The organism is Streptomyces sp. JLBT605, from assembly GCF_058215555.1.
Map to the genome: position 1 here is coordinate 1,117,936 of NZ_CM177087.1, position 24,725 is coordinate 1,142,660.

Here is a 24,725-nt window from a genome sequence, read left to right on the forward strand (position 1 = left end):
GACCGGAGTGCGCCGGCCCGAACCCGATGCCTTCACTGTGCCGTGGGCCGCCGGAGGGGTCGATTACCGCTGAGGTAATGCCGGTGCCGTCGGTGTAATGCCGGGCTCGCCTCAGCTCGCGGAGGCGGCGGCCTCGGCCCGGACCGGTTCGGCGGCCTCGGCCGGGACCGGCTCGGCGGTCTCGACCGGGGTGACCGCGGCCACCTCGGCCTCCGCCTCCGCCTCGGCCGCGCGGGCGCGTCCGCGGGCGGCGATGACGGCGTAGACGAGGACGCCGGCGAAGAGGAACAGCGCGCCCTGGTAGACGGCGGCGTAGCCCGCCCCCGACACCAGCCAGAAGGAGAAACCGAAGCCGGTGAGGGCGAGCACGATGTCCCACGCCAGGCGGCCCCGGCTGATCTCCGAGCGGCGGCCGGAGAGCAGGAAGTACAGCTGCGCCCCGCAGGCCAGCAGATACGGCACCGTCGCGGAGAAGGTGGTGATCAGGACCAGGGTCTCGAAGACCTTGTCGGAGTTGGAGGTGTAGTTGAGGACGGTCAGCGCCGAGGCCAGCACCACGCCCACGAGGACGCCGTAGGTCGGCACACCGCGCCGCTTGACGGCGAACATGGCGGGGAACAGCCCGTCCTTCGCCGCGGCGTACGGGGCCTGGGCGCTCATCAGCGTCCAGCCGTTGAGCGAGCCGACGATGGAGATCACCGCGGCGGCGGCGATGAGGGTGCCGCCCCACGAAACGCCGAACATGGCGGAGACGGCGTCGGAGAACGGGGCGTCGGAGGCGACCAGCTTGTCGTGCGAGACGGTGCCGAAGACCGCCACGGTGCCCAGGAGGTAGACGAGCGCGGCGGCGATGGTGCCCAGCACGCTGGCGCGGCCGACGTTCCGCTTCGGGTCGCGGACCTCGCCCGCGCTCATCGCCGCGGACTCCACGCCGACGTAGGAGTAGAGGAGCAGGGCGGCCGCGGCCGACAGACCACCGATGGCGCTGCCGCCGCCGGCGTTGAACTCGCCGAGGTTGTCCGGGTCGAAGTAGAACAGCCCGACCACGGCGACGAAGAGCAGCGGCAGGTACTTCAGCACCGTGGAGACCATCTGCACCGCGCCCACCCAGCGGGTGCCGGCGAAGTTGACCAGCGCCGGCAGCCACAGGGCCAGCAGCGCGGCGGTCAGCTTCACGGGCTTGGACATCTCGCCGGGGAGGAGGACGTCGATGTAGCCGACCGCTCCGAAGGCGAGGGCGGCGTTGCTGACCCAGGCCATCGTCCAGAACGACCAGGCCGAGAGGAATCCGGCGAAGTCGCCGAACGCCTCGCGGGCGTAGACGTACGGGCCGCCGGTGCGCGGGTTGCGCCTGGCCAGCCGGCCGAAGACCAGGGCGAGCGCGATGGCACCGACGGTCAGGACGGCGAAGGCCAGCAGGCTGACCGTGCCGTACGGGGCGACCGAGGAGGGCAGCAGGAAGATCCCGCCCCCGATGATGTTCCCCGTCACGAGTGCGGTGGCCGTAGGCAGCCCGAAGCGGCGGGTGGAGCTGTCGTGCATGGGGGTGGTGCGCCTTCCAATGTGCCGATCACTCGGTCAAGGTGCGAGATGCCGAGCGACAGACATGGTCACCGACGGCGCTGACCGTACCAAATCACTGACTTTCCTCCGGAGTGAATTGGGTCACCACGGGAAATGGTGCGGCCAGGTGCCGAGTCGGCGGGAATTCCTCCGCGGGGACCTCGGGACCGTGGGTCTCGTGGAGCCAGCGCCGCAGCACCGTGTGCACCTGTTCCGCACCCACCGGTTCCGCTCCGTCGGCGGTGGGCGGGGTGAGGTCGTTCGGCCACATCAGGAAGGCGCGGCTCTGGGCGCCGCCCAGCCCGCCGTGCGAGCCGATCTGCTCCTCGAAGGCGTGCACCGTCCCGGTCGCCGGGTCGTGGGCGGAGTTGACCATGATGTCGGCGGCGTGCGGGAAGCCGGCGGTGCGCCGTACGGCCTCCACGGCGCCCGGCCCGAAGCCGGCGAGCGGGCTCCGCCCGATGATCCGCCCGGTGGCCAGGTGGTGCTCGGCGCCCGCCGGGCCGAGCACCACCGCGCCGTGCTCCTCGGAGTGCACCAGCAGGAAGCCCACCCCCGGGTGGCCGGCGAGGGTGCGCAGCAGGGCGGGATGGCGCTTGTCGATCTGCTCGCGGCTCATCCGGCCGGGCACGTCGGGGAAGGACACCAGGCCCAGGTTGCCGGAGGCCAGGACCACCGGGTCGGAGCCGCGATGGCTCTCGCCGTCCTTCTCCGGGCGGTGCAGCGCGGCGCGGGCCGCGGTGCGCGCCTCGGCACCACTGGGGGTGCGCTCGGCCCTCCGGGAAACCGGGAGTCCGCATCCGGCGCGCACCAGATCCTCCAGGGTGAGGCCGAAGCGCCCGGCGAAGGTCTCGCCGGGGCTCTGGCCGTGGTCGGAGAGGAGCACGATGCGGTAGTCGCGCGGGGCGTGCTCGGTGACCTTGGCGATCAGGGCGATGGCCCGGTCCAGGCGGCGCAGCACCTGGTGGGTGTCGCGGCTGCGCGGCCCGGAGTGGTGGGCGACCTCGTCGTAGGCGACCAGGTCGGCGTAGACGGCGGTGCGCCCGGAGAGGATGTCGCCGATCACCGCGGCGACCACCACGTCGCGCTCCACGACGGTGGCGAAGGCGCGGATGAAGGGGTAGAGGCCGCCGCGCCGCAGCCGGGGAGTCTCGCGCCGCAGCTTGGCCCGGGTGGACTGGGCGATCTCCCGGAACACCTCGGCGATGAAGGAGCCGGCGGTGCGGGTGGCGTTGGCGGGGTCGGAGAAGTAGGGCCAGTAGCCGGAGCGGGAACGGTTGTACCGGCCGCGCCGGGCCGCCACGGAGAGCACCAGCGCCGATTCGTCGGCGCCGCCGGTGAAGAGGTTGCCGCGGCTGGCCCCGTCAACGGTCAGCAGCCCGCCGTCGCCGGTGCGTGCGGTGGCGCGGCGCTGGAGTTCGGCGGCGGAGGTGGGCCGGTTGCTGACCATCACCTCCCCGGTCTCCTTCTCGTACCAGCGGAAGGCGGGCACGTCGTGGTTGGAGCCGTGCAGGATGCCGAGCTGGCTGGCGCCGGTCTGGCTGGACCAGTCGGTCCGCCAGCCGGTGAGCGTGTGGCTGGTGTTGTGCCAGCGGGCCACGGTCTCCATCAGCGGGCGTCTGCCGCCCAGCGCGTGGAGCAGCACGTCGTGGCCGACGCCGTCCAGCTGGAGGAAGACGGTGCCCGGGGGCCGGCGCCGGGCGTCCTCGCCGAGCCGGCGCCGTCTGCGGTCGGCCATCCGCGCCAGCCGCCGCCGGTAGGCGCCGTCGTCGCGGACGGTGAGGAAGGTGCTGGTGGCGGAGGAGGCGGCGGACATCACCGCGGCGACCACCACCGCGGTCTCCGGTTCGGCGGTGCCCCGGCCGTCCGGCACCAGGCTGAGGGCGAGCAGCAGCAGCGAGCCGTTGAGGACGAAGACCAGCAGGCCCAGGACGAAAGCGGGCATCAGCAGCAGCGCGCGGACCAGCAGCGGCCACACCAGGGCGCTGAGCAGGCCGAAGGCGCCGGCGCCGGAGGCGGCGGTGATCCCGATGCGGGTGGCGCTGTCGCCGTCGGCGGACTGCAGCCGGAAGTCGGGGAGCGCGGCCGCCAGCACGAGCATGGTGAGGGTGCTCACCCCCCAGACGGCGGTCACCCTGACCAGGGCACGGCCCGCGCTTCTCCATCCGGGCAGTTGCACCCTCATCCCACCTCGCTCCCGTGCACTCGATCTCCAGCCTGACACAGCCGGCCGCCCGGCCTCGCGGAGCGGCGACGGGTCTCGGCGGGTGCCCGGGGTGGCGGCGGGGCGGGGCGACCGGGTCCGGGCGGAGCGAAGATCGCGGTACGGGTCCCCGGGCGCGGCCGAGGAACTAGTCTCGAAGGGCGTGCGCGGTCGGGCGCCCGGCGGCTCGGCCGGGCGGGGGGTGCGGGGCGTGCTCGGTCGGGCGAGGGTCGGGCGACGGGAGGTTGCGGTGCCGGTGGAGGTCACCTGGTGGGGTCACGCCACCGCGACGGTGCACGACTCGGATGTGCGGGTGCTGACCGATCCGCTGTTCGTACGGCGGCTGGCGCATCTGCGGCGGCGCCGGGGCCAGGTCCCGCCGCCCGCCGCGGCGCTCGCGGACGTCGCGGTGGTCTCGCATCTGCACGCCGACCACCTCCACCTCCCCTCCCTGGCCAGGCTCGCCCCCGGCACGCGGCTGGTGGTGCCCTGGGGTGCGGGCCGGGCCGTGCCGGGGCTGCGGCGGGTGGCCGGGGCGCGCGGGCTGCGGGTCACCGAGATGCGGCCCGGGGACGAGATCACCGTCGGGGAGCTGCGGATACGGGCGGTGCCCGCCGCGCACGACGGCCGCCGGCTGCCGTACGGGCCGCGCCGGGTGCCCGCGCTGGGCTATGTGCTGCGCGGGGAGGCCAGCACGTACTTCGCCGGGGACACCGGGCTGTTCGACCGGATGGCGGAGGCCGTCGGCCCCTGCGATGTGGCGCTGCTGCCGGTCGGCGGCTGGGGGCCGTACCTGGGCCACGGGCATCTGGACGCCGGACGCGCGGCGCAGGCACTGGCCCGGCTGGAGGCCCGCAGCGCGGTGCCGGTGCACTACGGCACGTACTGGCCGATCGGGATGGACGCGGTGCGGCCGCACGAGTTCCACTCCCCCGGCGAGGAGTTCGTCCGGCACGCGGAGCTGCTGACCCCGCAGGCGACGGTGCACCGGCTGGGACACGGGGAGAGTGTGCGGCTGGAGGCCGCCCGGTGATCGACGACCTCGCCGAGCTGGCCCGCAGTGTGCCACCGGAGTCCACCCAGCAGGCGGTCGGCTACCCGTCGCTGTTCCTGCTGGTGGTCCTGGGGGCGCTGGTGCCGGTGGTGCCGACCGGCGCGGTGGTGAGTTCGGCGGCGGTGGTGGCGTTCCATCAGACGTCGCCGTTCTCCCTGCTGATCGTTTTCGCGGTGGCCTCGCTCGCGGCGTTCCTGGGAGACCTGGGGCTGTACTGGCTCGGCGGGCGCGGGGTGCGGTCGAGGAACGGCTCCCGGTGGCTGGAGCGGATCCGTGACCGGGCCGCGCCGGAGCGGCTGGCGCAGGCCCAGGCGCGGCTGGACGAGCACGGGGTGACGGTGCTGGTGCTGTCCCGGCTGGTCCCGGCCGGGCGGATCCCGGTGATGCTGGCCTGCCTGCTGGCCGGTATGCCGATCCGCCGGTTCGCGCGCGGGGCGCTGCCCGCGGCGCTGGCCTGGGCGGGCACCTACCAGCTGATCGGCATCCTGGGCGGGTCGCTCTTCGCGGAGCCGTGGGAGGGCGTGCTGGCGGCGGTCGCGCTGACGCTGGCGGTGGGCGGCACGCCGGCGATGTGGCGCAGGCTGCGCGGTGCGTCCTAAGGACCCGGCGGGCTGATCCTGCGGGATGTCTTCCCCACCCCGCCCTTCCCGTTTTCGTCCTCAGTCGCCGGACGGGCTGGAAAAACCAGCCCGTCCGGCGTTTGAGGACCGGGGTCTGGGACGGAGCCCCGGATACTCAAGGCAGGCTCAGCACCGCCCGCAGCACTTCACTCAGCTCCCGCTCCGGCTCGGCGACAGCCCCCTCCGCACGCCAGGCCACGAACCCGTCCGGGCGCACCAGCACCGCCCCGTCCGGGCCGGTGCCGTGGACGTCGGCCCAGTCGGCGCCGGGCTCGGGGGCCAGCTCGTGGTCCGGGCCGGTGCCGATCCGGTAGCAGTCGAGCGGTACGGACAGCCGGCCGGCGACCCTGCGGCCGGCGTCCAGCCAGGCGGCGCCGTCCGGGCCGGTGAGCAGCGTGCAGGAGCGTTCGTACAGGTCGAGTGTGGAGAGCCGGACGCCCGCCCGCAGCAGCCACATGTGCGGCGCGCGGCTGCCGGGCCGGCCGTCCGCCGTGAAGCGCTCGGGGATGGTCGGCTGGTCCGGGTCGGCGCCGACCACCGCGCCGACCGGGTAGCGGTACCCCATGGCCACCGCGAGGACGTCGCTCTGCCGGCCGGTGGCCGGGGGCGCGGCGTAGCCGGGGTGACGGTGCTCCGCCGAGCGGGCCGCGGCGCGGGCGCTGGTGGCCCGGGCGACCGGCTGCCGTTCGGTGTCGTAGGTCTCCAGCAGGCCGGGGCCCGCCCAGCCGGCGAGGACGGCCGCCAGTTTCCAGGCGAGGTTGTGGGCGTCCTGGATGCCGGTGTTGGAGCCGAAGGCCCCGGTCGGTGACATCTCGTGGGCGGAGTCCCCGGCGAGGAAGACGCGGCCGTGTGCGTAGGCCTCGGCGACGCGCTGGGCGGCGTGCCAGGGCGCCTTGCCGGTGATCTCGATCTCCAGGTCCGCCACGCCGGTGGCGGTCCGGATGTGATCCACGCACCGCTCGTCGGTAAAGGCGTCCAGGGACTCGCCGCGCTCCGGGTGCCAGGGGGCGTGGAAGACCCACTGCTCGGCGTTGTCGACGGGCAGCAGCGCGCCGTCGGCCTGGGGGTTCGTCAGGTAGCAGGCGATGAAGCGGCGGTCGCCGACCACCTCGGCCAGCCGCTTGGCGCGGAAGGTGATGCTGACGTTGTGGAAGAGGTCGCCCGGCCCGGTCTGGCCGATGCCGAGCCGTTCGCGGACCGGGCTGCGCGGGCCGTCCGCGGCGACCAGGTAGCCGGCGCGCACGGTGCGGCGCCGGCCGGTGGTGCGGTCCAGGAGTTCGGCGGTGACGTGGTCCGGGCCCTGCTCGAAGGAGCGCAGTTCGGTGTTGAAGCGCAGGTCGCCGCCGAGGTCGCGGGCGGTGCGGACGAGCACCGGCTCCAGGTCGTTCTGGCTGCACAGGCACCAGCCGGCCGGGCTGATGCGGGACAGCGCGCCGCCTGGGTCGATCTCCTTGAACAACCATTCCTGATCGGCCCCGGTGAGGGATTCGGCCTGGAGGATGCCGTGGTTGCCGGCGAGGACGGAGGCCGCCTCCCGGATGGCCGCCGCGACGCCCGCGGTGCGGAACAGCTCCATCGTGCGCACGTTGTTGCCGCGCCCCCGCGGATGGCTCGAGGTGCCCGGGTGCTTCTCGACCAGCAGGTGATCGACGCCCAGGCGGCCCAGGAAGAGGGAGGTCGACAGGCCGACCAGTGAGCCGCCGACGATCAGGACGGGCACCTCGGCGTCGGCCGGGGGGGCATCGGTCCGCGGGGCGTCGAAGACATCGGCGGAGGCGTGCGCGGAGGCACCGGCGGAGGCGTCCACAGGGGCTTCGGCAGAGGCTTCGGCAGGGGGCACACGGGGAGTCATTGTGCTGCTATGCCCGGCTTCGTATGGCGATCCGGTCGGCCGGGCCGCTCGTTCCCTCGAATGGATCACACGTCTCGCGCCATCCGTGGGAGCGCTCCACGATCGGGAGCGGGCGGCGCACCCGGCCGAGGAGGTCGGCGCACCCCGCGAAGGAGATGTGGAAGAAGATGAGCACCCTGTCGGAAACTCCGCGGACTCCGCGGTCCTCGCCCGTCACACGGACCGCGCGCACCGGCTCGTCCGCCCCCGGCGACTCGCGGCTGCGGGTCGTGCTGCTGCTGGAGGTGCGCAACGGTGCGCAAGCGCGCTTCCTGGCCGCCTATGACCAGCTCTGCCACCAGGTGGCCGAGGTGCCGGGCCATGTGAGCGACCAGCTGTGCCAGTCGATCGAGAACCCCTCCCAGTGGCTGATCACCAGCGAGTGGGAGAGCGCCGGGCCGTTCCTGGCCTGGGTGGACAGCGAGGCGCACCGCGAGATGGTCAAGCCGCTGCACGGCTGCGTCAACGACACCCGGTCGCTGCGGTTCAGCATCATGCGGGAGACCAACCACGGCCCGCGGGGCCCGGTCACCACCGATGGGCTGCTGGCCGAGCCGCGGGTCGGCGACGGGGTGGTGCGGCATGCGCTGACCTTCACCGTCCGGCCCGGCAGCGAGCAGGCGGTAGCCGAGCTGCTGGCCGGCTACGAGTCGCCGGAAGCCCAGGCGGACCCCTCCACCCGGCTGCTGCGCACCTCGCTGTTCATGCACGGCAACCGGGTCGTGCGGGCCGTGGAGATCAAGGGCGACCTGGTGACGGCGCTGCGGCACGTGGCCCGGCAGCCGCAGGTGCGCGCGCTGGAGGAGGCCATCAATCCGCATCTGGAGGTGGACCGCGACCTGGACGACCCGGAGTCGGCGCGCGCGTTCTTCATGCGCGCCGCGCTGCCCGCGGTCCAGCACCGGGCGACGGCCGGACTGCTCCCCGCCGGGGTGCGGCGGCACGCGCTGCTCTACCCGGTGCGCACCGGGTCCGGGGCGGCCGTCGCCACGCTGCTGACGCGGCAGGACGAGCTGGCCGCCGAGGACCCGGCCAATCCGGTGCTGGCCAGCACGATCTTCCAGCGGGACGACCACGTCATGCGGCTGATCGACGTGGCCGGCCCGCTGGAGCGGCACGCCGCGGTGGTCACCGGAGTGGGCGGTCGGCGCGCGGCGGCCGTCCTCAGCCGCCTGGTCGACCTGGGCCCGGACGGTGATCTGTCGGACGAGGCCGGGCTGCGCCGCTTCCTCTCCCGGTGCCTGATGACGCCGATCACCGACCGTCAGGCGGCCGACCGGCCCTAGCGGGTGTCCGGTGGGTCTCCGCGGCGTCGCGGCGACCCACCGGCCGGCACTGACCCCCGGCCCGCTCCCGCCCACCCGTCAGCTCCCCTCCGGAAGGCAGCGACATGACCAGTCAGCCCGCTTCCACCCCCTCTCCCGCCGGTTCCCCGCGCATCGTGACCCTCGAAGAGATCGCCCCCAACCGCCGTCGCGGCGGCGAGCTGCGCGCCATGCTCACCCCGACCATGGTGGGCGCCACCAGCGGCTTCATGGGGCTGGCCATCGTGCGGCCGGGCGAGCGCATCGGTGAGCACTACCACCCGTACTCGGAGGAGTTCGTGTACGTGGTGTGCGGCGAGCTGGAGGTCGATCTGGACGGGCGGCCGCACCCGCTCCGCGCAGAGCAGGGCCTGATGATCCCGGCGTTCATGCGGCACCGGTTCCGCAACGTGGGGGACGCCGAGGCCCGGATGGTCTTCCATCTGAGCCCGCTGGCCCCGCGGCCGGACCTTGGTCACGTGGACACCGAGGACACCGATACCGCCCAGGTCCCGTCATGACCAGGCGAGTGGCGGTCACCGGGGCCGGGGTCGTCGCGCCGGGCGGCGTGGGGATCCCCGCCTTCTGGGAGCTGCTGACCTCGGGCCGTACGGCGACGCGCGGCATCACGCTCTTCGACCCCGCGGGCTACCGCTCGCGGATAGCCGCCGAGTGCGATTTCGACGCCTCGGCGTGCGGGCTGGACCCCGGGGAGGTGGTGCGCGCCGACCGGTACGTGCAGTTCGCGATGGTGGCGGCCGATGAGGCGGTGCGCGACTCCGGGCTGGATCTGGACGCCGAGGACCCGTGGCGGATCGGGGTGTCGCTGGGCACGGCGGTCGGCGGCACGACCCGGCTGGAGCACGACTACGCGCGGGTCAGCGGGGCGGGCGCGCGGTGGGACGTGGACCACCGGCTGGCCGGGCCGTTCCTGCACCACGCCTTCTCGCCGAGCGCGCTGGCGGCCGGGGTGGCGGCGCGGTTCGGCGCGCACGGCCCGGTGCAGACGGTGTCCACCGGCTGCACCTCGGGGCTGGACGCGATCGGCTACGCCTTCCAGGCCATCGAGGAGGACCTGGCAGACGTGTTCGTCGCCGGCGCCTCGGACTCGCCGATCTCGCCGATCACCGTGGCCTGCTTCGACGCGATCAAGGCGACCTCGCCGAACAACGGCGATCCGCGAGCCGCCTCGCGGCCGTTCGACGCCCTGCGGGACGGCTTCGTGCTGGGCGAGGGCGGGGCGGTGCTCGTCCTGGAGGAGCTGGAGCACGCCCGCCGGCGGGACGCCCGGGTGCACTGCGAGATCAAGGGCTTCGCGACCTTCGGCAACGCCTACCACATGACGGGCCTGACCCGGGAGGGCCTGGAGATGTCCCGCGCCATCGACACCGCGCTCGCCCACGCCCGCCTCGACGGCTCGGACATCGACTACGTCAACGCGCACGGCTCGGGCACCAAGCAGAACGACCGGCATGAGACGGCGGCCGTCAAGCGGTCGCTGGGCTCCCATGCCTTCCGGACGCCGATGAGCTCGATCAAGTCCATGATCGGGCACTCGCTGGGCGCGATAGGCGCGATAGAGGTCGTCGCCTGCACCCTGGCCCTGGCCCACGGCGTCATCCCGCCGACCGCCAACTACGAGCACCGCGACCCCGAATGCGACCTTGACTACGTGCCGAAGACGGCCCGTGAGGCGCGGCTGCGCCGGGTGCTGTCGGTGGGCAGCGGCTTCGGCGGCTTCCAGTCCGCGGTGGTGCTGGACCGGGCTGCCGGGGGGTCGCGATGAACGGGCCCGACGGACGCGGTGCGGTCATCACCGGGATCGGAGTGATCGCGCCCAACGGCATCGGCACCGACGCCTACTGGAAGGCGGCCCGCGAGGGTGTGGTGGTGCTGGACCGGGTCTCCCGTGACGGCTGCGCGGGCTATCCGATGCGGGTCGCGGGTGAGGTGCGGGCCTTCGAACCGAGGGCGGCCGTCGAGGAGCGCTTCTTGGTGCAGACCGACCGGTTCAGCCACTTCGCGATGGCGGCGGCCGACCTGGCCCTGTCGGACGCGCGGCTGGCCGGCGCGGAGCAGCCACCGTACTCGGTGGGGGTGGTGACCGCCGCGGGCTCCGGCGGCGGCGAGTTCGGCCAGCGCGAACTCCAGCGGCTGTGGGGCCGCGGCCCCAAGCACGTCGGCCCGTACCAGTCCATCGCCTGGTTCTACGCGGCCAGCACCGGCCAGATCTCCATCCGCGGCGGCTTCAAGGGCCCCTGCGGGGTGGTGGCCAGTGACGAGGCGGGCGGTCTGGACGCCCTCGCGCTCGCCGCCCGCTCCCTGCGGAACGGCACGGACACCGTGGTGGTGGGAGCCACCGAGGCGCCCATCGCCCCGTACTCGGTGGTCTGCCAGCTCGGCTATCGGGAGCTGAGCCGCTCCGACGACCCCGAACGCGCCTATCTGCCGTTCACCGCGGAGGCGTCCGGGTTCGTGCCCGCCGAGGGCGGCGCGATGCTGGTGATCGAGGCGGCGGAGGCGGCCCGCGCCCGGGGAGCGCAGGTGCGCGCCCAGGTCGCCGGCCACGGCGCGACGTTCACCGACCGCTCGCGGTGGGAGGACTCGCGGGAGGGCCTGGCGCAGGCGATCCGCGGCGCGCTGGCCCAGGCGCACTGCTCCCCCGGCGAGGTCGACGTGGTCTTCGCCGACGCGCTGGGCACCGTGGCCGCCGACCGGGCCGAGGCCCAGGCGTTGGCCGACGCGCTGGGCGCGCACGCCGGCCGGGTGCCGGTGACCGCGCCGAAGACCGGCTTCGGCCGCGCCTACTGCGGGGCGCCCGCGCTGGACGTGGCCGCCGCGGTGCTCGCCCTGGAGCACCAGATCGTGCCACCGACCCCCGGCGTCAGCGAGATCTGCCAGGACCTCGACCTGGTGACCGGTCGCGCCCGCGGCGCCGAACTGCGTACGGCGCTGGTGCTCAGCCGGGGGCTCATGGGATCGAACGCGGCGCTGGTACTGCGCCATGCGGAAGGAGAACGCTGATGCCTCGTCAACTCACGCACGAGGAACTGGCCTCGCTGATGAAGAGCTGTGTGGGCCTGACCGTCGACCCGGAGCAGCTGCGCGACGGCCACCGGTCCCCGCTGGCCGACTTCGGTCTCGACTCGCTCGGACTGCTCGCCATCGTCGGCGAGTTGGAGAACCGCTACGGCATCCAGATCGACTCGCGGGCCGAGGCGTGCAAGACCCCGGGCGACTTCGTCGAGGTCGTCAACGAATCCATGAACTGAATTCCCCGCATTCTCCTGGGATACGGCGGATTCCCTTCGGACTCCCCGGCTTCCCCGGATTTCGCAGAATTCCCCACCGTAGGAGCATGAGATGGCCGGACACACCGACAACAAGATCCTGATCGCCGCTCCCCTGGACCTGGTCTGGGACATCACCAACGACCTGGAAAGCTGGCCGCGGCTGTTCAGCGAGTACGAGTCCGTCGAAGTGCTCAAGCGTGAGGGCGACACCACGACCTTCCGTCTGACGATGCACCCGGACGAGAACGGCACCGTGTGGAGCTGGGTCTCGGAGCGGGAGGCGGACCGGGACGCCCGCACCGTCTGGGCGCGCCGGGTGGAGACCGGCCCCTTCGCCTACATGAACATCCGGTGGGAGTACGACGAGGCCGCCGAGGGGACCGTGATGCGGTGGACCCAGGACTTCGAGATGAAGCCCGAGGCGCCGATCGACGACGCCGGGATGGCCTCGTTCATCGACCGCAACTCCAAGATCCAGATGGAGCTGATCCGGGACAAGGTCGAGCAGCGCGCCCGGGCGCGGATCGGGGCCTGAGGTGCATCGGACGCTCATCGTCGCCCGGATGAAACCGGACTCGGCCCAGGACATCGCCACCGTCTTCGCGGACTCGGACCGCGGTGAACTGCCCGGCCTGATCGGGGTGACCGGCCGCAGCCTCTTCCAGTTCGGTGAGGTGTATCTGCATCTGATCGAGGCGGACCGGCCGCCCGACGTCGCGCAACACGCCGATCATCCGGAGTTCCGCGACGTCAGCCGGCGTCTGGCCCGCTATGTGGACGCCTACGACCCGGTGACCTGGCGCGGCCCCATGGACGCCATGGCCAAGGAGTTCTACCGCTGGGAGCTGGACCGCGACTGACACCCCGACCCCTTGGCCCCCCGCCACCACCGCCCTTTCCGGCCCGACCGGAACGGCGTTGCCCCGGCTTCTCCACCCCCGTACCGGATCAGGTAGCGGTGCGGCGGAGCCCGGGGCATCGCCGTTTCCGCACAAGCGTTTTCGCGCCCCCGATCGGTGAATTGAGCGCACCGGCGGTCGAATTCCGGAAATGACTCGGCCAAATCACGGGCACGGCGCCGGCATTACCGATCCGCACATCGGGGGTCTCCGCCGCCGACACGCCGCCGCGGTCACCCGAAGGGCGCACAATTCCACCCGAATGCCCCGGCGTCCGGTGGCGGGGCCGCCCGATGTGGCCGACGGTGAAGAAAGTGACTCCACGATTACGCGCGCTGACAGTGAGTCAGCGGTCGGTCGGAGCACCGGAAGGACCAACCATGCGTTCCACTCGCGCACTTGTCACCGGCGCGGTGCTCGGCGCCGCCCTGACTCTGGGTGCCCCCGCCGCGTACGCCGAAGACGCGGACCCCGCAGGCAGCAACAACGGTTACGCCACGACACAGGATTCGCAGGACCCCTCGGCCACCGGCGCCCAGCAGGAGAGGTCGGCCATCGCCCCCCGGGAGAACTCCGTTCCCCAGGAGAACGCCGTGCCGCAGGAGAACTCCGCCGGCCGGCAGGACTCCGCGCCGGCCACGAACCACCATGATCCTGGCCGTAACGCGTGGCACGACCACGGCAAGGACGGGGCCGGCGGGCACCAATGGCAGGGCAAGGGCAAGGAGGGCCACGAGGGTGGCGGCCACCATGAGGGTGGCAACTGGGGCGGCCACCACAGGCCGCACGGTGGAGTGCACACCGGTGGCGGCGGCATGGCGGTGGACAGCGGCGGCGGCATGGCCGCCGGTGCGGTCCTGCTCGTGGGCGGCCTGGGCGCCGGCGCTTACGCGCTGCGCCGCCGTTCCGCCGCGAGCAAGGCCGTCTGAGGCGACGCGTCGCGGTGACACGCACTGCCGTGGTCATCGCCGCTCGGCGGCGCCGGCCACGGCAGTGCCACGGTGATCACCGCTGCGTCACGGACGGACCGAAGGAAGGGCAAGGCCCATGGTCGAAGAAGACCCGACGTGGGGCGCCGCCGCTCCACGGGACCGAGACAACAGCACCCGCATCCTGCGCTGGGCCGCGGTGGCGACCCTGGCCGGCGCGTTCCTGGTCTACGACTCCGTCGACGCGTCCCCCCGGCAGAGCGTGTCGCAGCCACGGCCGGCCGTCTCCTCGCCGGCGCCCTCGCCACCCACCCAGGTGCGCGGACCCGCGCTGCCCAGGTCGGAACCGGTCCACCTGGCGATCCCCGCACTCGGGGTGGAGGCGCCCTTCACCGAGCTCACGCTGAACGAGAACGGGCAGCTCAACGCGCCGCCCCGGGACCACAACAACCTGGTCGGCTGGTTCCGCGACGGGGCCTCCCCCGGCGAGCGGGGCAACGCGATCGTCGCGGGCCATGTGGACACCACCACCGGCCCGGCGGTCTTCTGGCCGCTCAGCGCGCTGAGCGCCGGGCAGCAGGTCGTCATCACCCGGACCGACGGCATCGTGGCGTCCTTCGTCGTGGACGAGGTGTCCACCTACCCCAAGGACGACTTCCCCGATGACCGGGTCTACGGCGAGACGGCCAACGCCCAGTTGCGGCTGATCACCTGCGGGGGCAGCTATGACCGGGAGGCGAACGACTACACCGCCAATGTCGTGGTCTTCGCCCATCTCGAATCGTTCCACTGGACCTGAGGTCCGGGCTGCCGACCTGTCACGAGTGCCACGGGCCCCCGGCGCGGTTGCCGGGGGCCCGTGGCCGCTCCGCCTCAGACGGTGCCGTGGAAGGCGTGGAAACCTCAGACGGTGCCGTGGAAGGCGTGCAGATACGCGTTGACGGGCTCGATGGCGCCGACCGTCAGCCCGGCCTCGGCCATCCTGGCGACCAGGCTCTCCTTGGTGTGCTTGCGTCCTCCGACGTTGAGGAGGAGCAGCAGGTCCATGGCGGTGGTGAACGTCATCGACGGACTGTCGTCGACCAGGTTCTCGATGACCACGACCCGGGCACCGGGCCGGGCGGCGGCGACCACGTTCCGCAGCGTGCGCCGCGTGCTGTCGTCGTCCCACTCCAGGATGTTCTTGATGATGTAGAGATCGGCCTCGACGGGGATCCGGTGGCGGGCGTCGCCGGGCAGCAGCTCGGCGCGGTCGGCGAGCGCGCCGCCCTCGCGCAGCCGGGGGTCGGCGCCCGCCACGACCTGGGGCAGGTCGAGCAGGGTGCCGCGCAGCGCGGGGTCCTTCTCCAGCAGGCCGGCGAGCACATGGCCCTGACCGCCGCCGATGTCCGCGACGTGCCGGACCCCGGTGAGGTCGAGCAACGCGGCGACATCGGCGGCGGACTGCCGGCTGGAGGTGGTCATGGCCTTGTCGAAGACCTCGGCGGACTCCCCCGCGTCGTCGTGCAGGTAGCTGAAGAAGTCCTTGCCGTACAGGCTGTCGAAGACGTGGCCGCCGGAGCGGACCGCCTGGTCCAGCAGCGGCCATGCCTGCCAGGTCCACGGCTCGGTGCACCACAGCGCGATGTAGCGCAGGCTGCCCGGCGCGTCGTCGCGCAGCAGCCGGGACATGTCGGTGTGGGTGAACCGGCCGTCCGGGGTCTCGGCGAAGATCCCGGCGCAGGCAAGGGCGCGCAACAGCCGGCGCAGCGGCTGGGGTTCGGTGCCCAGGGCCGCGGCCAGTTCCTCGGCGGTGGCGGGGGTGTCGTCCAGCGCGTCCGCCACGCCCAGCCGGGCCGCGGCGCGCACGGCGGCGGACCGTGCCGCGCCGAACACGATCTCCCGCAGCCGCATCGCGGTCTGCGGTGGGGACGTGGCCTCCCGGCTGGGCGTGGCCGTCACCTCAGCACCGCCCGTCGGGATCGGACCGCCGGCACCAGTTGCCGCGGAAGGTGTTGCCGGGGCCGTGGTCGTGGTCGGCGAGGTCGGCGGGCCGGTTGCCCAGGACCTCGTTGCCGCTGATGGTGTTCCGGGTGTTGATGGCGCCCACCTCGCTGGTGTGCAGCACGATCCCGCCGGACATCGGCGAGGTGCCGGCGTTGTCCCGCACCCGGTTGCCGGTCACCTGGGTGTCCTCGGCTCCGGTGAGCAGGATGCCGGTGCCCTGGATGAAGGCGAGGCGGGGGTTGGGCGGGCAGTAGCGGTTGTTCTTGTGGACGTTGTTGTTCCGGATGCTCAGGGCTCCGGCGCGGGGCTTGGACTCGTCGCTGACCACGAAGACGCCACCGCAGTTGTCGGTGACCTCGTTCCGCTGGACGGTCAGCGAGCGGACCCGTCGCAGGACCACTCCGATGCGGTTGCCGGTCAGCATGTTGTCGCTGATGACGGCTCCCCGGGTGTCGAGCGCGCCGCCCTCGTGCTGGATGTCGTTGGCGAGGAAGACGCCCGACTGGGCGTTGTTCCGCGACATGTTGTAGCGCACGTCACCGCGGGTGGACCGCTCCTGGCTGATGCCCTGCCGGCCGTTCTTCTCCACCCGTACGCCACGGACGCTCATCCGGTCGGTCCGGCTGCCGGCGATGCCGTCGCCCCGGAAGCCGGAGACCGTCAGCGTCCGGATCCGCACGCCGGTGACCGGGCGCCCGGTCCGCCCGGTGACGCAGATGCCGTGCCCGGCGGCCGCGCAGGCGTGCGCCCTGCCCTTGCCCCTGGTGTGCGCGGTGCCCGCGGCGTGCGCGGGGCTCTGGGCGTGCGCCGCGCCGTTGGCATGGGCCTTTCTCCCGTCCTGGCCCGCGCCGTTGCCATGGGCCTTTCTCCCGTCCTGGCCGGGCTGGGTTCTGGGCGGCTTGCTCTTGGCCGGCGGGGTGAACACGGTGGCCGGGCCGAATCCGCGCAGGGTCAGCCGGGAGGTGGTGATCTGAACGCTCTCCCGGTAGACGCCCGGGAGCACCAGCACGGTGTCACCCGGCCGGGCGGCGTCCACCGCGGCCTGGACGGATTGGCCGGGCCGGACGATGCGCGGGAAGGGGCTGGGTGCGGGGGCGGCGGCGTACGCGGCCGGAACGGAGGCTTCCAGGACGGCGAGGGTGGCGAGGGGCGCGAGGTAGCGCAGCTTTCGTACGTGCATGCCTGGAAACTAAGAGTGATTGTCAGCATTCGCCACTTATGTCCGCTCGGCCAGCTCCGCGAAGGCGGCCGCCACCGACCGCACCGCGTCCGCCACGTGGGTGAGCCGCAGCGGGTCGGTGGCGTCCAGGGCGCGCAGCAGTCGCTCGTCGTCGCCCCCGAGCAGCGGCAGCAGCGGCAGCCGCACCCGCAGGTCGTCGGGCGCGTCGCCGAAGAGGTGTCCGCCGGCCACCGGGAGCGCCAGCCGCCCGGAGAGGTGGCCGGCCAGCTCCACGGAGTCGCTGATGCCCCGGTCGCCGAGCACCTCGCGCAGTTCGGAGAGGTCGGCATAGAGCTGACGGCCGGCCTGCGGCGGGAGGCAGAGCACGCCGATGGCGGTGAGCGCGTCGTGCACGGCCGCGCCGACCGCGCCGTGGGCGCGGGCCGAGGCGGCGACCCTGGCCCGGACCGGCCCGGGCTCGCCGAGCGCCACCGTCGCGGCCGCGGCGACGGGGGCGGGGAGTTCGCCGCGCACCGCGGCGAGCGTGGACAAGGCGCGGACCCGCAGCTCGACGCCGGTCTCGTCGGCCGGGAAGCGGGCCACCGCGACCGGCCAGCCGGGCGGGGTGAACGCGCCCGCGAGATCGGCGAACACGATCACCTGCCCGGGCAGCATCTCGGCGGGGCTGAGCAGCACCGTGCCGTGCGGCTGGTGCACCGTGTCGCGCCAGGTCTCGTCGCTCACGATCAGCAGCCCCTCCCCCACCGCCGCCTCGCACACCTCGTGCATCAGCTCGGGCGGCGCCACGGTGCCGGTCGGGTCGTCGGCGACCGACAGCACCAGCACCCGCGGCGCGCCGCCCTCGGCCCGTACCCGCCGGACGGTCTCCAGCAGGGCGAACGGGTCCGGCAGGCCACCGCACTCGGCCGGCGCCGGGGCGTGGTAGGCGGGCCGTCCGGCCAGCCGGGCCAGCGGCGCGTACCAGGCGGCGCACGGCCTGCTCAGCAGCACGTCACCGCCGATCGCGGCGAGCAGCGCCAGCAGCAGCGGCTGACCGCCGGGCGCCGCGAGGACCTGGTCCGGCCGGGTCGGCAGCCCGCGCCGGATCCAGTAGCCGCAGGCCGCCTCGCGCAGCTCCGCGCCGCCGCCACCCGGCTCCGGCGCGGTACGGGCCGCGGCCGCGGCGAAGCGCTCGACCAGCTCGGGCAGCACCGGCAGACCGCCGTCCGGATCCACCGGGGCCGGGTCGAGGGCCGGGGTCGGTCGCTGCCGGTGCATGCGTACATCCCTTGCGACTGCGGGTGCGGGCCCGTCAACCTTCGCAGATCGGCCGGGTCGGCGGCGGGGACGACACGTGCGGCCGGCGCGACCCCTGCGGTGCCCCGGCGGCGCGGCGTTTCGGATACCTCCGGCGGGCAACCCGCCTCGCGTGGCGCCGTGACGGGCGTGACCCGGGCATGGCCCCGGCCCTGTCACTCCGCACGGAGCCCTGGCATTCGGCAAGGATCTTCGGCGTGGATCTTCGGCATGGATCCGAGAGGACGTGAGACCCATGAAGGTCGCCTTTCTCGTCGCGCCCGAGGGCGCGGAGCAGATCGAGCTGACCGACCCCTGGGAGGCCGTCCAGGCCGGGGGCGGCAATCCCGTGCTGGTCTCCACCCGGCCCGGCACGGTCCAGGCGTTCAAGCACCTCGAGAAGGGCGACACCTTCCCGGTGGACGCGGTGGTCGGCGACACCGACGTCCGGCTGTACGACGGGCTGGTGCTGCCCGGCGGGCTCGCCAACCCGGACGCGCTGCGCATGGACAAGCGGGCCGTCGCCTTCGTCCGGTACTTCTTCGACCAGGGCAAACCGGTCGCGTCGATCTGTCACGCCGCGTGGATGCTGGTCGAGGCGGACGTGGTGCGCGGCCGCACCCTGACCTCGTGGCCCAGCCTGCGCACGGACGTCCGCAACGCCGGCGGGAAGTGGGTCAACGAGCCGGTCAGGGTCTGCGAGAACGGCCCGAACACGCTGATCACCAGCCGCAAGCCGGCGGATCTGCGGATGTTCCACCAGACCTTCATGCCGTTCTTCGCGCATGCCGCGCAGTGGGCGCCGTCCGGCCTGTGAAGCCGGCCGGGCGATGCCGGGCGCTCCGGGCAGCCCTGGACAGCGCCGGGCAGTGCGGCTCAGGCGCAGGCGCGGGGCAGCGCGGCTCAGGCGCGGCGGCCGAGCAGGGCCTCAGGCGCGGCGGCCGAGCAGGGCGAGGAGCTTGGTCTGCACATCGGCTCCGGACGGCGGCTCCACGGGGGCGGCGAACAGACCGCTCTTCTCCAGGTCCGCGGCGTACGGAGTGACCTCCCGCACCGAGAAGGCCACCAGGTCGTCGGGGATCCGCTCGTCCGCGCCGATGCCGCGCGACAGGTCCCAGCCGTGCACCGCCGCGTCCGCGATCATCTGGGCGCAGTAGTGCCCGGCGGGGGTGTCACCGAAGGAGAGGTGCACGGTCCGGTCGAGGGCGCCGGGAGCACGGAACGCCTCGCGGGCCTCGGCCGCCGCCCGGTCCCACGTCCCGACCGGGTCATCGCCCAGCACATCGCCGTCGAACGCCGTGCCCAGCTCCTCGATGGACGAGCCGGCCAGCATCGGCGGCACCCACAGCTGCTCCGCGGTCAGATGGTTCACCAGGTCCCGGACGGACCATTCGGTGCACGGGGTCGGGGCGTCCCACTGGTCGGGGCGGATCGCGTGCACCCGCTCGGAGAAGAAGTCGAGGGCCTCGCCATGCCTGGTCAGCAGGCGGTTCTGCGCGGTGCGGTCAGCCATGGCACCCATTCTCCCCGCGCCACCGGGACCCGGCGAGCGGGCGAGCGGGCCAGGAGCGGTCGGGCGAGGGGCGGTCGGCAGGTGTGATCGGGGGCCGATCGGGTACCCGGCCCGGACCGAAATGGCCGAGCGCCGAGCACCAGGAGGACGGTATGCAGCGAGGCAGCGACCGACTGAGCCCCCGCCGGGACGACGAGATGAAGCACGAACTGCACGGGCTGCTGCATTCGGGCCACCCCACGCGGGTCGCGGAGTGGCACGATCCCGAGCCGGCCGCGGACGACGACCCCCAGGTGGGAACCGGCCCGGTGGCGACGCAGCCGGGCACCAGCGGCGGATACGAGGCGATGCGCTTCGAGCTGGCCCGCCAGCTGGGGCGGACCACCTTTCCGGCGAAGCGGGCGGCCCTGCTGCGCACCCTGCATGAGCGGCACGCGCCCGACCGTGTGATCGAGCTGGTGGAGTCGCTGCCGCCGGACCACACCTACCGCAATGTGGAGGACCTCGCGGCCGAGGTGCGGGGCCGGAGGTAGCAGCCCTCCCCGCCCGCATCCTTGTCCGCACTGCGCGGGTTCGCGGTTCGCGGGCTTACGGGTTTCACATCATGAGACGCCACTCTCGGGATGCGAGACGTCGGCGTACCGTGGGGGCACGACGGCCGCCCTCCGTCGTGCCCCCTTCGGGCTCCCGACTGCCGCCCCGCGGACAAGGAATTGCGTCGCCATGCCGAAAAACACCCCCGACACCCCCGACACCGCTGACACCGCCGACGCCGGCGACACCGCCGTCTACACCCACGGACACCACGAGTCGGTGCTGCGCTCGCACACCTGGCGCACCGCCGCCAACTCGGCCGGCTATCTCCTCGGCGAGCTGCGGCCCGGCCTGTCGGTGCTGGACGTCGGCTGCGGTCCGGGCACGATCACCGCCGACCTCGCGGAGCTGGTGGCACCCGGCCCGGTCACCGCGGTCGACGCGGCGGCCTCGGTGCTGGAGCGGGCGCGCGCCACAGCCGAGGCCCGGGGGCTGGACGGCATCCGCTTCGCCGTCGCCGATGTCCACCGACTCGACTTCCCCGACGACTCGTTCGACGTGGTCCATGCCCATCAGGTGCTCCAGCACGTCGGAGATCCGGTGCGGGCGCTGCGCGAGATGCGCCGGGTGTGCCGGCCGGGCGGGGTGGTCGCGGCCCGTGACGCCGACTTCGCCGCGATGACCTGGTATCCCGCCGCGCCGGGGCTGGACCGGTGGCGGGAGCTGTACGGACGGGTGGCGCGCGGCAACGGCGGTGAGCCCGACGCCGGCCGGCGCCTGCTCGCCTGGGCCCGGCAGGCCGGTTTCACCGACGTCACCGCCACCGCCGGCACTTGGTGCTACAGCGCGCCCGAGGAGCGCTCCTGGTGGAGTGGGCTGTGGGCGGACCGCACCGTCGCCTCCGACTACGCGCGGATCGCGGTGGGTGGCGGGCATGCCACCGAGGCGGAGCTGGCCCGGATCGCGGACGCCTGGCGGGAGTGGGGGGCGTGTGAGGACGGCTGGTTCGCCGTGCTGCACGGCGAGATCCTGTGTCGCAAGACGGCTCCGTCCGCCGTCTGAGGACCAAGGTCGTCAACCCCGCGAATCGCGCCGAGCACAGCAACTAGGCTCGTCCGTATGGACATTCTGGGGACTTCACTGCGGGTGTGCGTCGACGACCTGGACCACGCGGTCCGGGTCTATGAGCGGCTGACCGGGGCCGAGGCGGTCCGTTTCCAGCGGGGTGGTGTCGCGGTCGCGGCGGTCGGCTGCTTCTTCCTGATGAGCGGGCCGGAGGCGGAGCTCTCCATCCTGCGGAAGATCACCGCGACCATCGCGGTGAAGGACGTGGACGTGGCGGTGGCCGATCTGACCGCGGTCGGCGCGCAGATCATCGCCGGCCCGCTGCCCACGCCCATCGGCCGGAACCTGGTGGCCCGTCACCCCGACGGCTCGGTCTTCGAGTACGTCGACCGGAACGCCGCCTGAGGACGCCGCCTGAGGACGCCGCTGACAAGGCCGTCTGACGAGGCCGCTGAAGGCAGCCGCTGAGGCCACGCTCCCGGGCCGGGGCCCGGGGCCGGAACGGCCGCGCCCCGGCCCCGGGGTGGCGAGGGGCATCCGTCCCCGGGCGGCAGGACGTCCGTCTCAGCAGGGGCGCATCCGGTACTCGTAGTGCTCCGGCAGCGGGTGCTCGGCGCGGGCCCGGGCGCGCACCTCCTCGGTCACCGCGCCGCCCTCGCCCGCGACCAGCCGCTCGGCGATCGCGTACCAGGTGTCGCCGAGCGTCTCGTCGCCTTCCCGCAGGTCGTCCACCTCGAAGTTCCGGTCGAAGACGGCGCGGGCCGCCGGGGCGTCCGCCTGCGCCAACAGCACCTGGGCCAGCAGCAGCTGGAACCGGCCACGGGCGAGGAGGGCGGGGCGGAGCGCGTCGAGCACGGCGCGCGCCTGGTCGGCGCGGCCGGCGGCGAGCAGGGCGGTCACCGCCTCCCGCCCCAGCGCCGCCTCGGCCGCCTCGGCCGCCTCAAGCCTCTCAGCGGCCTCGGCGCCCTCCGCCGTCTCGATTCCCTCAGCCGTCCCGCCGCCCTCAGCCGCCTCGGGCTGCTTCGCGGTCCTGGTGGCGACGTCGGCCGGGTCAGCGGCCGGCAGCAACCGCACCGCGCGCAGCAGCCGGTCAGCCGCCCGCCCCAGGTCGCCGGAGGCGGCGTCGGCGACCGCCAGGCAGCGCAGCGCCCACGGCGTCTCGGCGTGCCGCAGCGACCGTTCCCAGCTGCGCGCGGCCTGCGCCCGGTCGCCGGCGTGCCACTGGGCCACGCCCAGGTGGTAGTCGGCCGCGGCGCCGGAAGGGGCGGTCTCCAGGTGTTCGCGCCAGGCCGGACCCACCAGCGAGACCCCCGGATCGACCGCGCCCGGGGCCCACTCGGGGAGCGTGCCGGTGCGCAACAGGGCGCGCCACGGCCGCTGTTCGGCGCCCAGGGCCTCAGGCGCGAAGGGAGTGCCCGGCAGCTCGTACCCGGCGCGCTCCACCTCCAGCGCGCCCCAGCCGGAGCCGGTCGCCAGCATCTCCTTGGGCGCGCTGTCGGCGCGGCGCAGCCAGGCGGCGTACGCGGCCTCCACCCGCGCGGGCGGCAGGGCCTCGGCCAGCCGCGCCTCGGCCGCCGCCCGGGCCGCCGCCCAGTCGGCGCCGTGCACGGTGGCGGGGTCGGCGGTCAGCGGCCCGTACGCCTCCAGCCAGCTGAACTCCTCCCCGGCCTCCAGCGGGACGTGCTCCAGCTGGGTGCGGGCGAGGCCGGCCTGGATCTCGGCGTAGCCGTCGGTGCCGGGCTCGGTGAGCCAGCGCTGCCAGCGGCGTCCGCCCGGCCCCGCGCCCCACAGGAAGAGCTTGCGGCCGCGCAGGGTCGCGGTGGAGGTCTGCACCAGGCCGGTGCCGTCTCCGTCCAGCGCGGCGATCCAGCGGCGGGCGGAGTCGGGCAGTGCGTAGAAGTAGTCCGCGGGGTGCTCGCCGTGCAGCGGGTAGCTGCGGTCCGCGCCGTCCCACTCCGGCACCGGGACGCGGCTCAGGCCGCCGGTGTAGCCGAACCGCCATGCCTCGTCGGCGGGGACCAGCACCCGGGTGCGCCCGGTCTCCGGGACGGCGGTGTTGGACCACCAGTAGACCGGCACCCGGTGGTCGTGCGGGTTGCGGACGCGGATGCCGGCGTAGAGGAAGTCGGAGCCGTCCGGGAGCCACAGGTCGACCTGGAAGGGCACGCCGCGCAGCCGCTCCCACTCCCACAGCCGGAGCATCTCTCCCCCAGCTACGGCTGGCGGCGCCCCCACGTCTCCGTCCGGGGCCGCGACCCGGGCCGCGTGCAGCGGGGCGCAGCTGAGGGTGGTGTGGCCGGTCGCGCCGATGTTCCACTCGATGCCGCCGGAGAACCAGGCGCCGTTGAGCGCGAAGTCGGCGGGCTGGAACACCGGGTTGCGGTAGAGGAGTTCACGGCGCGTCGGCTTGTGGTACAGGGAGTAGACGCGGCCGCCGAGGCCGGGCAGTACGGTGGCGCGCAGCCGGTCGTTCTCGATCACGATGGCGTCGAGGTCCATGGGTCCGCGCTGCCGCCGGTATCCGTCGCGCCGCCGCACCGGCAGCACCGAGCGCAGCGGCGCGTAGCCCATCTGCCGGGCCATGTCGGCGGGCAGCGTGGCCCGCGGCGCCTCGTCGGTCCGGTGCGGCTGGTCGGGGGGCAGCAGGTCGGGCAGCGGGTTCTCCGGGCCGAGGGGGGCGCCGGGGAGGCTCAGCACGGTACGTCGCACTCGGGTGGCCACAGCAGCGTCACTCAACCCTTCGGCCGGGGCCGCCCTCGGCTGCGGCGGCCCTGAGATGACCATGGAACAACGCCAGGGCCTCCGCTGAACAGGGCGGCTGCCGCGATCGGTTGCCGAAGGCGGATCTACCGGGGGCCGTCCTCGGCGGGCAGCATCTCGCTGGTCATCGCCCAGCGCTGGTGGTCGCGCCAGGCGCCGTCGAGGAAGAGGAAGTCGGGCGAGAAGCCCTCGAGCCGGAAGCCGTGCCGCTTCACCAGCGCGCTGGACGCCTCGTTCCCGGGCTGGATGTTGGCCTCCAGCCGGTGCAGCCCGAGCGGGCCGAAGGCGTGCCTGAGCAGCAGTCCGAACCCCTCGCTCATATAGCCCTGCCCGGCGTGCGGCACGAACGATCCGTAGCCCACCGCCCCGCACTGGAACACGCCGCGCACGATGTTGTTGATGTTGACGAACCCGGCGATCTCCCCGGTGTCGGCGACGCAGATCAGGTAGCCCAGCCGGTCCGGGCCGCGCAGCAAGGAGAGGTAGCTCTCGAAGTCCGCCTCGGTGTCCGGCAGGAACAGCCAGGGCCGGTGCAGTGCGACGCTGTCCCGGGTCCGTCGGGTCAGCTCCGCCGCGTCCCGGAGTTCGACGGGACGGATGGCCGCGCGGGCGCCGGTGGCGAGGTACGGCGAGTCAGGCATCGGGCCATCGTACGG

24 protein-coding genes are annotated in these 24,725 nt (G+C 73.8%); 15 read left to right on the plus strand and 9 right to left on the minus strand.

The window, feature by feature from the left end; genetic code table 11:
• Positions 1 to 111: 111 nt before the first annotated feature.
• Complete coding sequence (locus AC4BDD_RS05220; RefSeq protein WP_490689782.1) at positions 112 to 1,542, minus strand: amino acid permease; 1,431 nt, start codon at positions 1,540 to 1,542, stop codon at positions 112 to 114.
• Positions 1,543 to 1,636: 94 nt separating this feature from the next.
• Positions 1,637 to 3,748 carry a phage holin family protein gene (locus AC4BDD_RS05225; RefSeq protein ID WP_490689783.1) on the minus strand — a complete coding sequence of 704 codons (2,112 nt, stop codon included), beginning with the start codon at positions 3,746 to 3,748 and terminating at the stop codon, positions 1,637 to 1,639.
• Positions 3,749 to 4,016: 268 nt separating this feature from the next.
• On the opposite strand from AC4BDD_RS05225, the gene AC4BDD_RS05230 reads away from it, so the two are divergent.
• Positions 4,017 to 4,799: an MBL fold metallo-hydrolase gene (locus AC4BDD_RS05230; protein ID WP_490689784.1), complete on the plus strand. Its 783-nt coding sequence runs from the start codon at positions 4,017 to 4,019 to the stop codon at positions 4,797 to 4,799.
• Positions 4,796 to 5,419 carry a DedA family protein gene (locus tag AC4BDD_RS05235; RefSeq protein WP_490689785.1) on the plus strand — a complete coding sequence of 208 codons (624 nt, stop codon included), beginning with the start codon at positions 4,796 to 4,798 and terminating at the stop codon, positions 5,417 to 5,419. Before AC4BDD_RS05230 ends, AC4BDD_RS05235 begins: the two co-directional genes overlap by 4 nt.
• A gap of 136 nt (positions 5,420 to 5,555) precedes the next feature.
• On the opposite strand, the gene AC4BDD_RS05240 is transcribed toward AC4BDD_RS05235, so the two are convergent.
• Complete coding sequence (locus AC4BDD_RS05240; RefSeq protein WP_490689786.1) at positions 5,556 to 7,292, minus strand: FAD-dependent oxidoreductase; 1,737 nt, start codon at positions 7,290 to 7,292, stop codon at positions 5,556 to 5,558.
• Positions 7,293 to 7,459: 167 nt separating this feature from the next.
• Here AC4BDD_RS05240 and AC4BDD_RS05245 point away from each other — a divergent pair, with 167 nt between their 5' ends.
• The 9 genes from AC4BDD_RS05245 to AC4BDD_RS05285 all read left to right on the plus strand — a co-directional run bounded on the left by AC4BDD_RS05245 (position 7,460) and on the right by AC4BDD_RS05285 (position 14,555).
• Positions 7,460 to 8,617, plus strand: a complete 1,158-nt coding sequence (locus AC4BDD_RS05245; RefSeq protein ID WP_490689787.1) for a SchA/CurD-like domain-containing protein — start codon at positions 7,460 to 7,462, stop codon at positions 8,615 to 8,617.
• 104 nt (positions 8,618 to 8,721) lie between these two features.
• The gene (locus AC4BDD_RS05250; RefSeq protein WP_490689788.1) at positions 8,722 to 9,156 is read left to right on the plus strand and encodes a cupin domain-containing protein; all 435 of its coding nucleotides are present in this window, start codon (positions 8,722 to 8,724) and stop codon (positions 9,154 to 9,156) included.
• On the plus strand, positions 9,153 to 10,421 hold the full coding sequence (locus tag AC4BDD_RS05255; RefSeq protein WP_490689789.1) for a beta-ketoacyl-[acyl-carrier-protein] synthase family protein: 1,269 nt from the start codon (positions 9,153 to 9,155) through the stop codon (positions 10,419 to 10,421). Before AC4BDD_RS05250 ends, AC4BDD_RS05255 begins: the two co-directional genes overlap by 4 nt.
• The gene (locus AC4BDD_RS05260; protein ID WP_490689790.1) at positions 10,418 to 11,659 is read left to right on the plus strand and encodes a beta-ketoacyl synthase N-terminal-like domain-containing protein; all 1,242 of its coding nucleotides are present in this window, start codon (positions 10,418 to 10,420) and stop codon (positions 11,657 to 11,659) included. Before AC4BDD_RS05255 ends, AC4BDD_RS05260 begins: the two co-directional genes overlap by 4 nt.
• A complete protein-coding gene (locus AC4BDD_RS05265) occupies positions 11,659 to 11,907 on the plus strand; it encodes an acyl carrier protein (protein WP_490689791.1) in 249 nt (82 codons plus the stop codon). Before AC4BDD_RS05260 ends, AC4BDD_RS05265 begins: the two co-directional genes overlap by 1 nt.
• A 91-nt stretch (positions 11,908 to 11,998) precedes the next feature.
• The gene (locus AC4BDD_RS05270) at positions 11,999 to 12,463 is read left to right on the plus strand and encodes an SRPBCC family protein (protein ID WP_490689792.1); all 465 of its coding nucleotides are present in this window, start codon (positions 11,999 to 12,001) and stop codon (positions 12,461 to 12,463) included.
• Position 12,464: 1 nt separating this feature from the next.
• Entirely contained in the window at positions 12,465 to 12,788 is a 324-nt protein-coding gene (locus AC4BDD_RS05275; protein ID WP_490689793.1) for a TcmI family type II polyketide cyclase, read from the plus strand.
• A gap of 419 nt (positions 12,789 to 13,207) precedes the next feature.
• Positions 13,208 to 13,756, plus strand: a complete 549-nt coding sequence (locus tag AC4BDD_RS05280) for a hypothetical protein (protein WP_490689794.1) — start codon at positions 13,208 to 13,210, stop codon at positions 13,754 to 13,756.
• A 118-nt stretch (positions 13,757 to 13,874) separates the two neighbouring features.
• Entirely contained in the window at positions 13,875 to 14,555 is a 681-nt protein-coding gene (locus tag AC4BDD_RS05285; protein ID WP_490689795.1) for a class F sortase, read from the plus strand.
• A gap of 104 nt (positions 14,556 to 14,659) precedes the next feature.
• Here AC4BDD_RS05285 and AC4BDD_RS05290 read toward each other — a convergent pair whose 3' ends face one another.
• Genes AC4BDD_RS05290 through AC4BDD_RS05300 form a run of 3 tightly spaced genes read right to left on the minus strand, consistent with a single transcriptional unit; the run spans position 14,660 to position 18,179 of the window.
• Positions 14,660 to 15,649, minus strand: coding sequence for a methyltransferase (locus AC4BDD_RS05290; protein WP_490691669.1), 990 nt, complete (start codon positions 15,647 to 15,649; stop codon positions 14,660 to 14,662).
• Between the two features lie 49 nt (positions 15,650 to 15,698).
• Complete coding sequence (locus AC4BDD_RS05295) at positions 15,699 to 16,922, minus strand: right-handed parallel beta-helix repeat-containing protein (RefSeq protein WP_490689796.1); 1,224 nt, start codon at positions 16,920 to 16,922, stop codon at positions 15,699 to 15,701.
• Positions 16,923 to 16,958: 36 nt separating this feature from the next.
• Positions 16,959 to 18,179, minus strand: a complete 1,221-nt coding sequence (locus AC4BDD_RS05300; RefSeq protein WP_490689797.1) for an aminotransferase class I/II-fold pyridoxal phosphate-dependent enzyme — start codon at positions 18,177 to 18,179, stop codon at positions 16,959 to 16,961.
• A 274-nt stretch (positions 18,180 to 18,453) separates the two neighbouring features.
• On the opposite strand from AC4BDD_RS05300, the gene AC4BDD_RS05305 reads away from it, so the two are divergent.
• Positions 18,454 to 19,014 (plus strand): type 1 glutamine amidotransferase domain-containing protein, encoded by a 561-nt coding sequence (locus tag AC4BDD_RS05305; protein ID WP_490691670.1) that lies wholly within the window; start codon positions 18,454 to 18,456, stop codon positions 19,012 to 19,014.
• 111 nt (positions 19,015 to 19,125) lie between these two features.
• Here the strand turns inward: AC4BDD_RS05305 and AC4BDD_RS05310 are convergent, their stop codons facing one another.
• Positions 19,126 to 19,710, minus strand: coding sequence for a TIGR03086 family metal-binding protein (locus tag AC4BDD_RS05310; RefSeq protein ID WP_490689798.1), 585 nt, complete (start codon positions 19,708 to 19,710; stop codon positions 19,126 to 19,128).
• 152 nt (positions 19,711 to 19,862) lie between these two features.
• Between AC4BDD_RS05310 and AC4BDD_RS05315 the strand changes: the two genes are divergently transcribed.
• The 3 genes from AC4BDD_RS05315 to AC4BDD_RS05325 all read left to right on the plus strand — a co-directional run bounded on the left by AC4BDD_RS05315 (position 19,863) and on the right by AC4BDD_RS05325 (position 21,714).
• Positions 19,863 to 20,243, plus strand: a complete 381-nt coding sequence (locus AC4BDD_RS05315) for a DUF2795 domain-containing protein (RefSeq protein WP_490689799.1) — start codon at positions 19,863 to 19,865, stop codon at positions 20,241 to 20,243.
• A 190-nt stretch (positions 20,244 to 20,433) separates the two neighbouring features.
• Positions 20,434 to 21,306 carry a class I SAM-dependent methyltransferase gene (locus AC4BDD_RS05320; RefSeq protein ID WP_490689800.1) on the plus strand — a complete coding sequence of 291 codons (873 nt, stop codon included), beginning with the start codon at positions 20,434 to 20,436 and terminating at the stop codon, positions 21,304 to 21,306.
• 57 nt (positions 21,307 to 21,363) lie between these two features.
• Complete coding sequence (locus AC4BDD_RS05325; RefSeq protein WP_490689801.1) at positions 21,364 to 21,714, plus strand: VOC family protein; 351 nt, start codon at positions 21,364 to 21,366, stop codon at positions 21,712 to 21,714.
• 159 nt (positions 21,715 to 21,873) lie between these two features.
• Here AC4BDD_RS05325 and AC4BDD_RS05330 read toward each other — a convergent pair whose 3' ends face one another.
• Together AC4BDD_RS05330 and AC4BDD_RS05335 are read right to left on the minus strand one after the other, a co-directional pair.
• Positions 21,874 to 24,030, minus strand: a complete 2,157-nt coding sequence (locus AC4BDD_RS05330; RefSeq protein WP_490689802.1) for a DUF5107 domain-containing protein — start codon at positions 24,028 to 24,030, stop codon at positions 21,874 to 21,876.
• Positions 24,031 to 24,155: 125 nt separating this feature from the next.
• Positions 24,156 to 24,710 carry a GNAT family N-acetyltransferase gene (locus AC4BDD_RS05335; RefSeq protein WP_490689803.1) on the minus strand — a complete coding sequence of 185 codons (555 nt, stop codon included), beginning with the start codon at positions 24,708 to 24,710 and terminating at the stop codon, positions 24,156 to 24,158.
• Positions 24,711 to 24,725: the final 15 nt, after the last annotated feature.

Excerpts from the sequence above, each read along its gene's own strand:
- AC4BDD_RS05220 (WP_490689782.1), bottom strand. The coding sequence starts at position 1,542 with ATGCACGACAGCTCCACCCGCCGCTTCGGGCTGCCTACGGCCACCGCA.
- AC4BDD_RS05225 (WP_490689783.1), bottom strand. The coding sequence starts at position 3,748 with ATGAGGGTGCAACTGCCCGGATGGAGAAGCGCGGGCCGTGCCCTGGTC.
- AC4BDD_RS05240 (WP_490689786.1), bottom strand. The coding sequence starts at position 7,292 with ATGACTCCCCGTGTGCCCCCTGCCGAAGCCTCTGCCGAAGCCCCTGTG.
- AC4BDD_RS05245 (WP_490689787.1), top strand. The coding sequence starts at position 7,460 with ATGAGCACCCTGTCGGAAACTCCGCGGACTCCGCGGTCCTCGCCCGTC.
- AC4BDD_RS05250 (WP_490689788.1), top strand. The coding sequence starts at position 8,722 with ATGACCAGTCAGCCCGCTTCCACCCCCTCTCCCGCCGGTTCCCCGCGC.
- AC4BDD_RS05255 (WP_490689789.1), top strand. The coding sequence starts at position 9,153 with ATGACCAGGCGAGTGGCGGTCACCGGGGCCGGGGTCGTCGCGCCGGGC.
- AC4BDD_RS05260 (WP_490689790.1), top strand. The coding sequence starts at position 10,418 with ATGAACGGGCCCGACGGACGCGGTGCGGTCATCACCGGGATCGGAGTG.
- AC4BDD_RS05265 (WP_490689791.1), top strand. The coding sequence starts at position 11,659 with ATGCCTCGTCAACTCACGCACGAGGAACTGGCCTCGCTGATGAAGAGC.
- AC4BDD_RS05270 (WP_490689792.1), top strand. The coding sequence starts at position 11,999 with ATGGCCGGACACACCGACAACAAGATCCTGATCGCCGCTCCCCTGGAC.
- AC4BDD_RS05280 (WP_490689794.1), top strand. The coding sequence starts at position 13,208 with ATGCGTTCCACTCGCGCACTTGTCACCGGCGCGGTGCTCGGCGCCGCC.
- AC4BDD_RS05285 (WP_490689795.1), top strand. The coding sequence starts at position 13,875 with ATGGTCGAAGAAGACCCGACGTGGGGCGCCGCCGCTCCACGGGACCGA.
- AC4BDD_RS05290 (WP_490691669.1), bottom strand. The coding sequence starts at position 15,649 with ATGCGGCTGCGGGAGATCGTGTTCGGCGCGGCACGGTCCGCCGCCGTG.
- AC4BDD_RS05295 (WP_490689796.1), bottom strand. The coding sequence starts at position 16,922 with ATGCACGTACGAAAGCTGCGCTACCTCGCGCCCCTCGCCACCCTCGCC.
- AC4BDD_RS05300 (WP_490689797.1), bottom strand. The coding sequence starts at position 18,179 with ATGCACCGGCAGCGACCGACCCCGGCCCTCGACCCGGCCCCGGTGGAT.
- AC4BDD_RS05305 (WP_490691670.1), top strand. The coding sequence starts at position 18,454 with ATGAAGGTCGCCTTTCTCGTCGCGCCCGAGGGCGCGGAGCAGATCGAG.
- AC4BDD_RS05310 (WP_490689798.1), bottom strand. The coding sequence starts at position 19,710 with ATGGCTGACCGCACCGCGCAGAACCGCCTGCTGACCAGGCATGGCGAG.
- AC4BDD_RS05315 (WP_490689799.1), top strand. The coding sequence starts at position 19,863 with ATGCAGCGAGGCAGCGACCGACTGAGCCCCCGCCGGGACGACGAGATG.
- AC4BDD_RS05320 (WP_490689800.1), top strand. The coding sequence starts at position 20,434 with ATGCCGAAAAACACCCCCGACACCCCCGACACCGCTGACACCGCCGAC.
- AC4BDD_RS05325 (WP_490689801.1), top strand. The coding sequence starts at position 21,364 with ATGGACATTCTGGGGACTTCACTGCGGGTGTGCGTCGACGACCTGGAC.
- AC4BDD_RS05335 (WP_490689803.1), bottom strand. The coding sequence starts at position 24,710 with ATGCCTGACTCGCCGTACCTCGCCACCGGCGCCCGCGCGGCCATCCGT.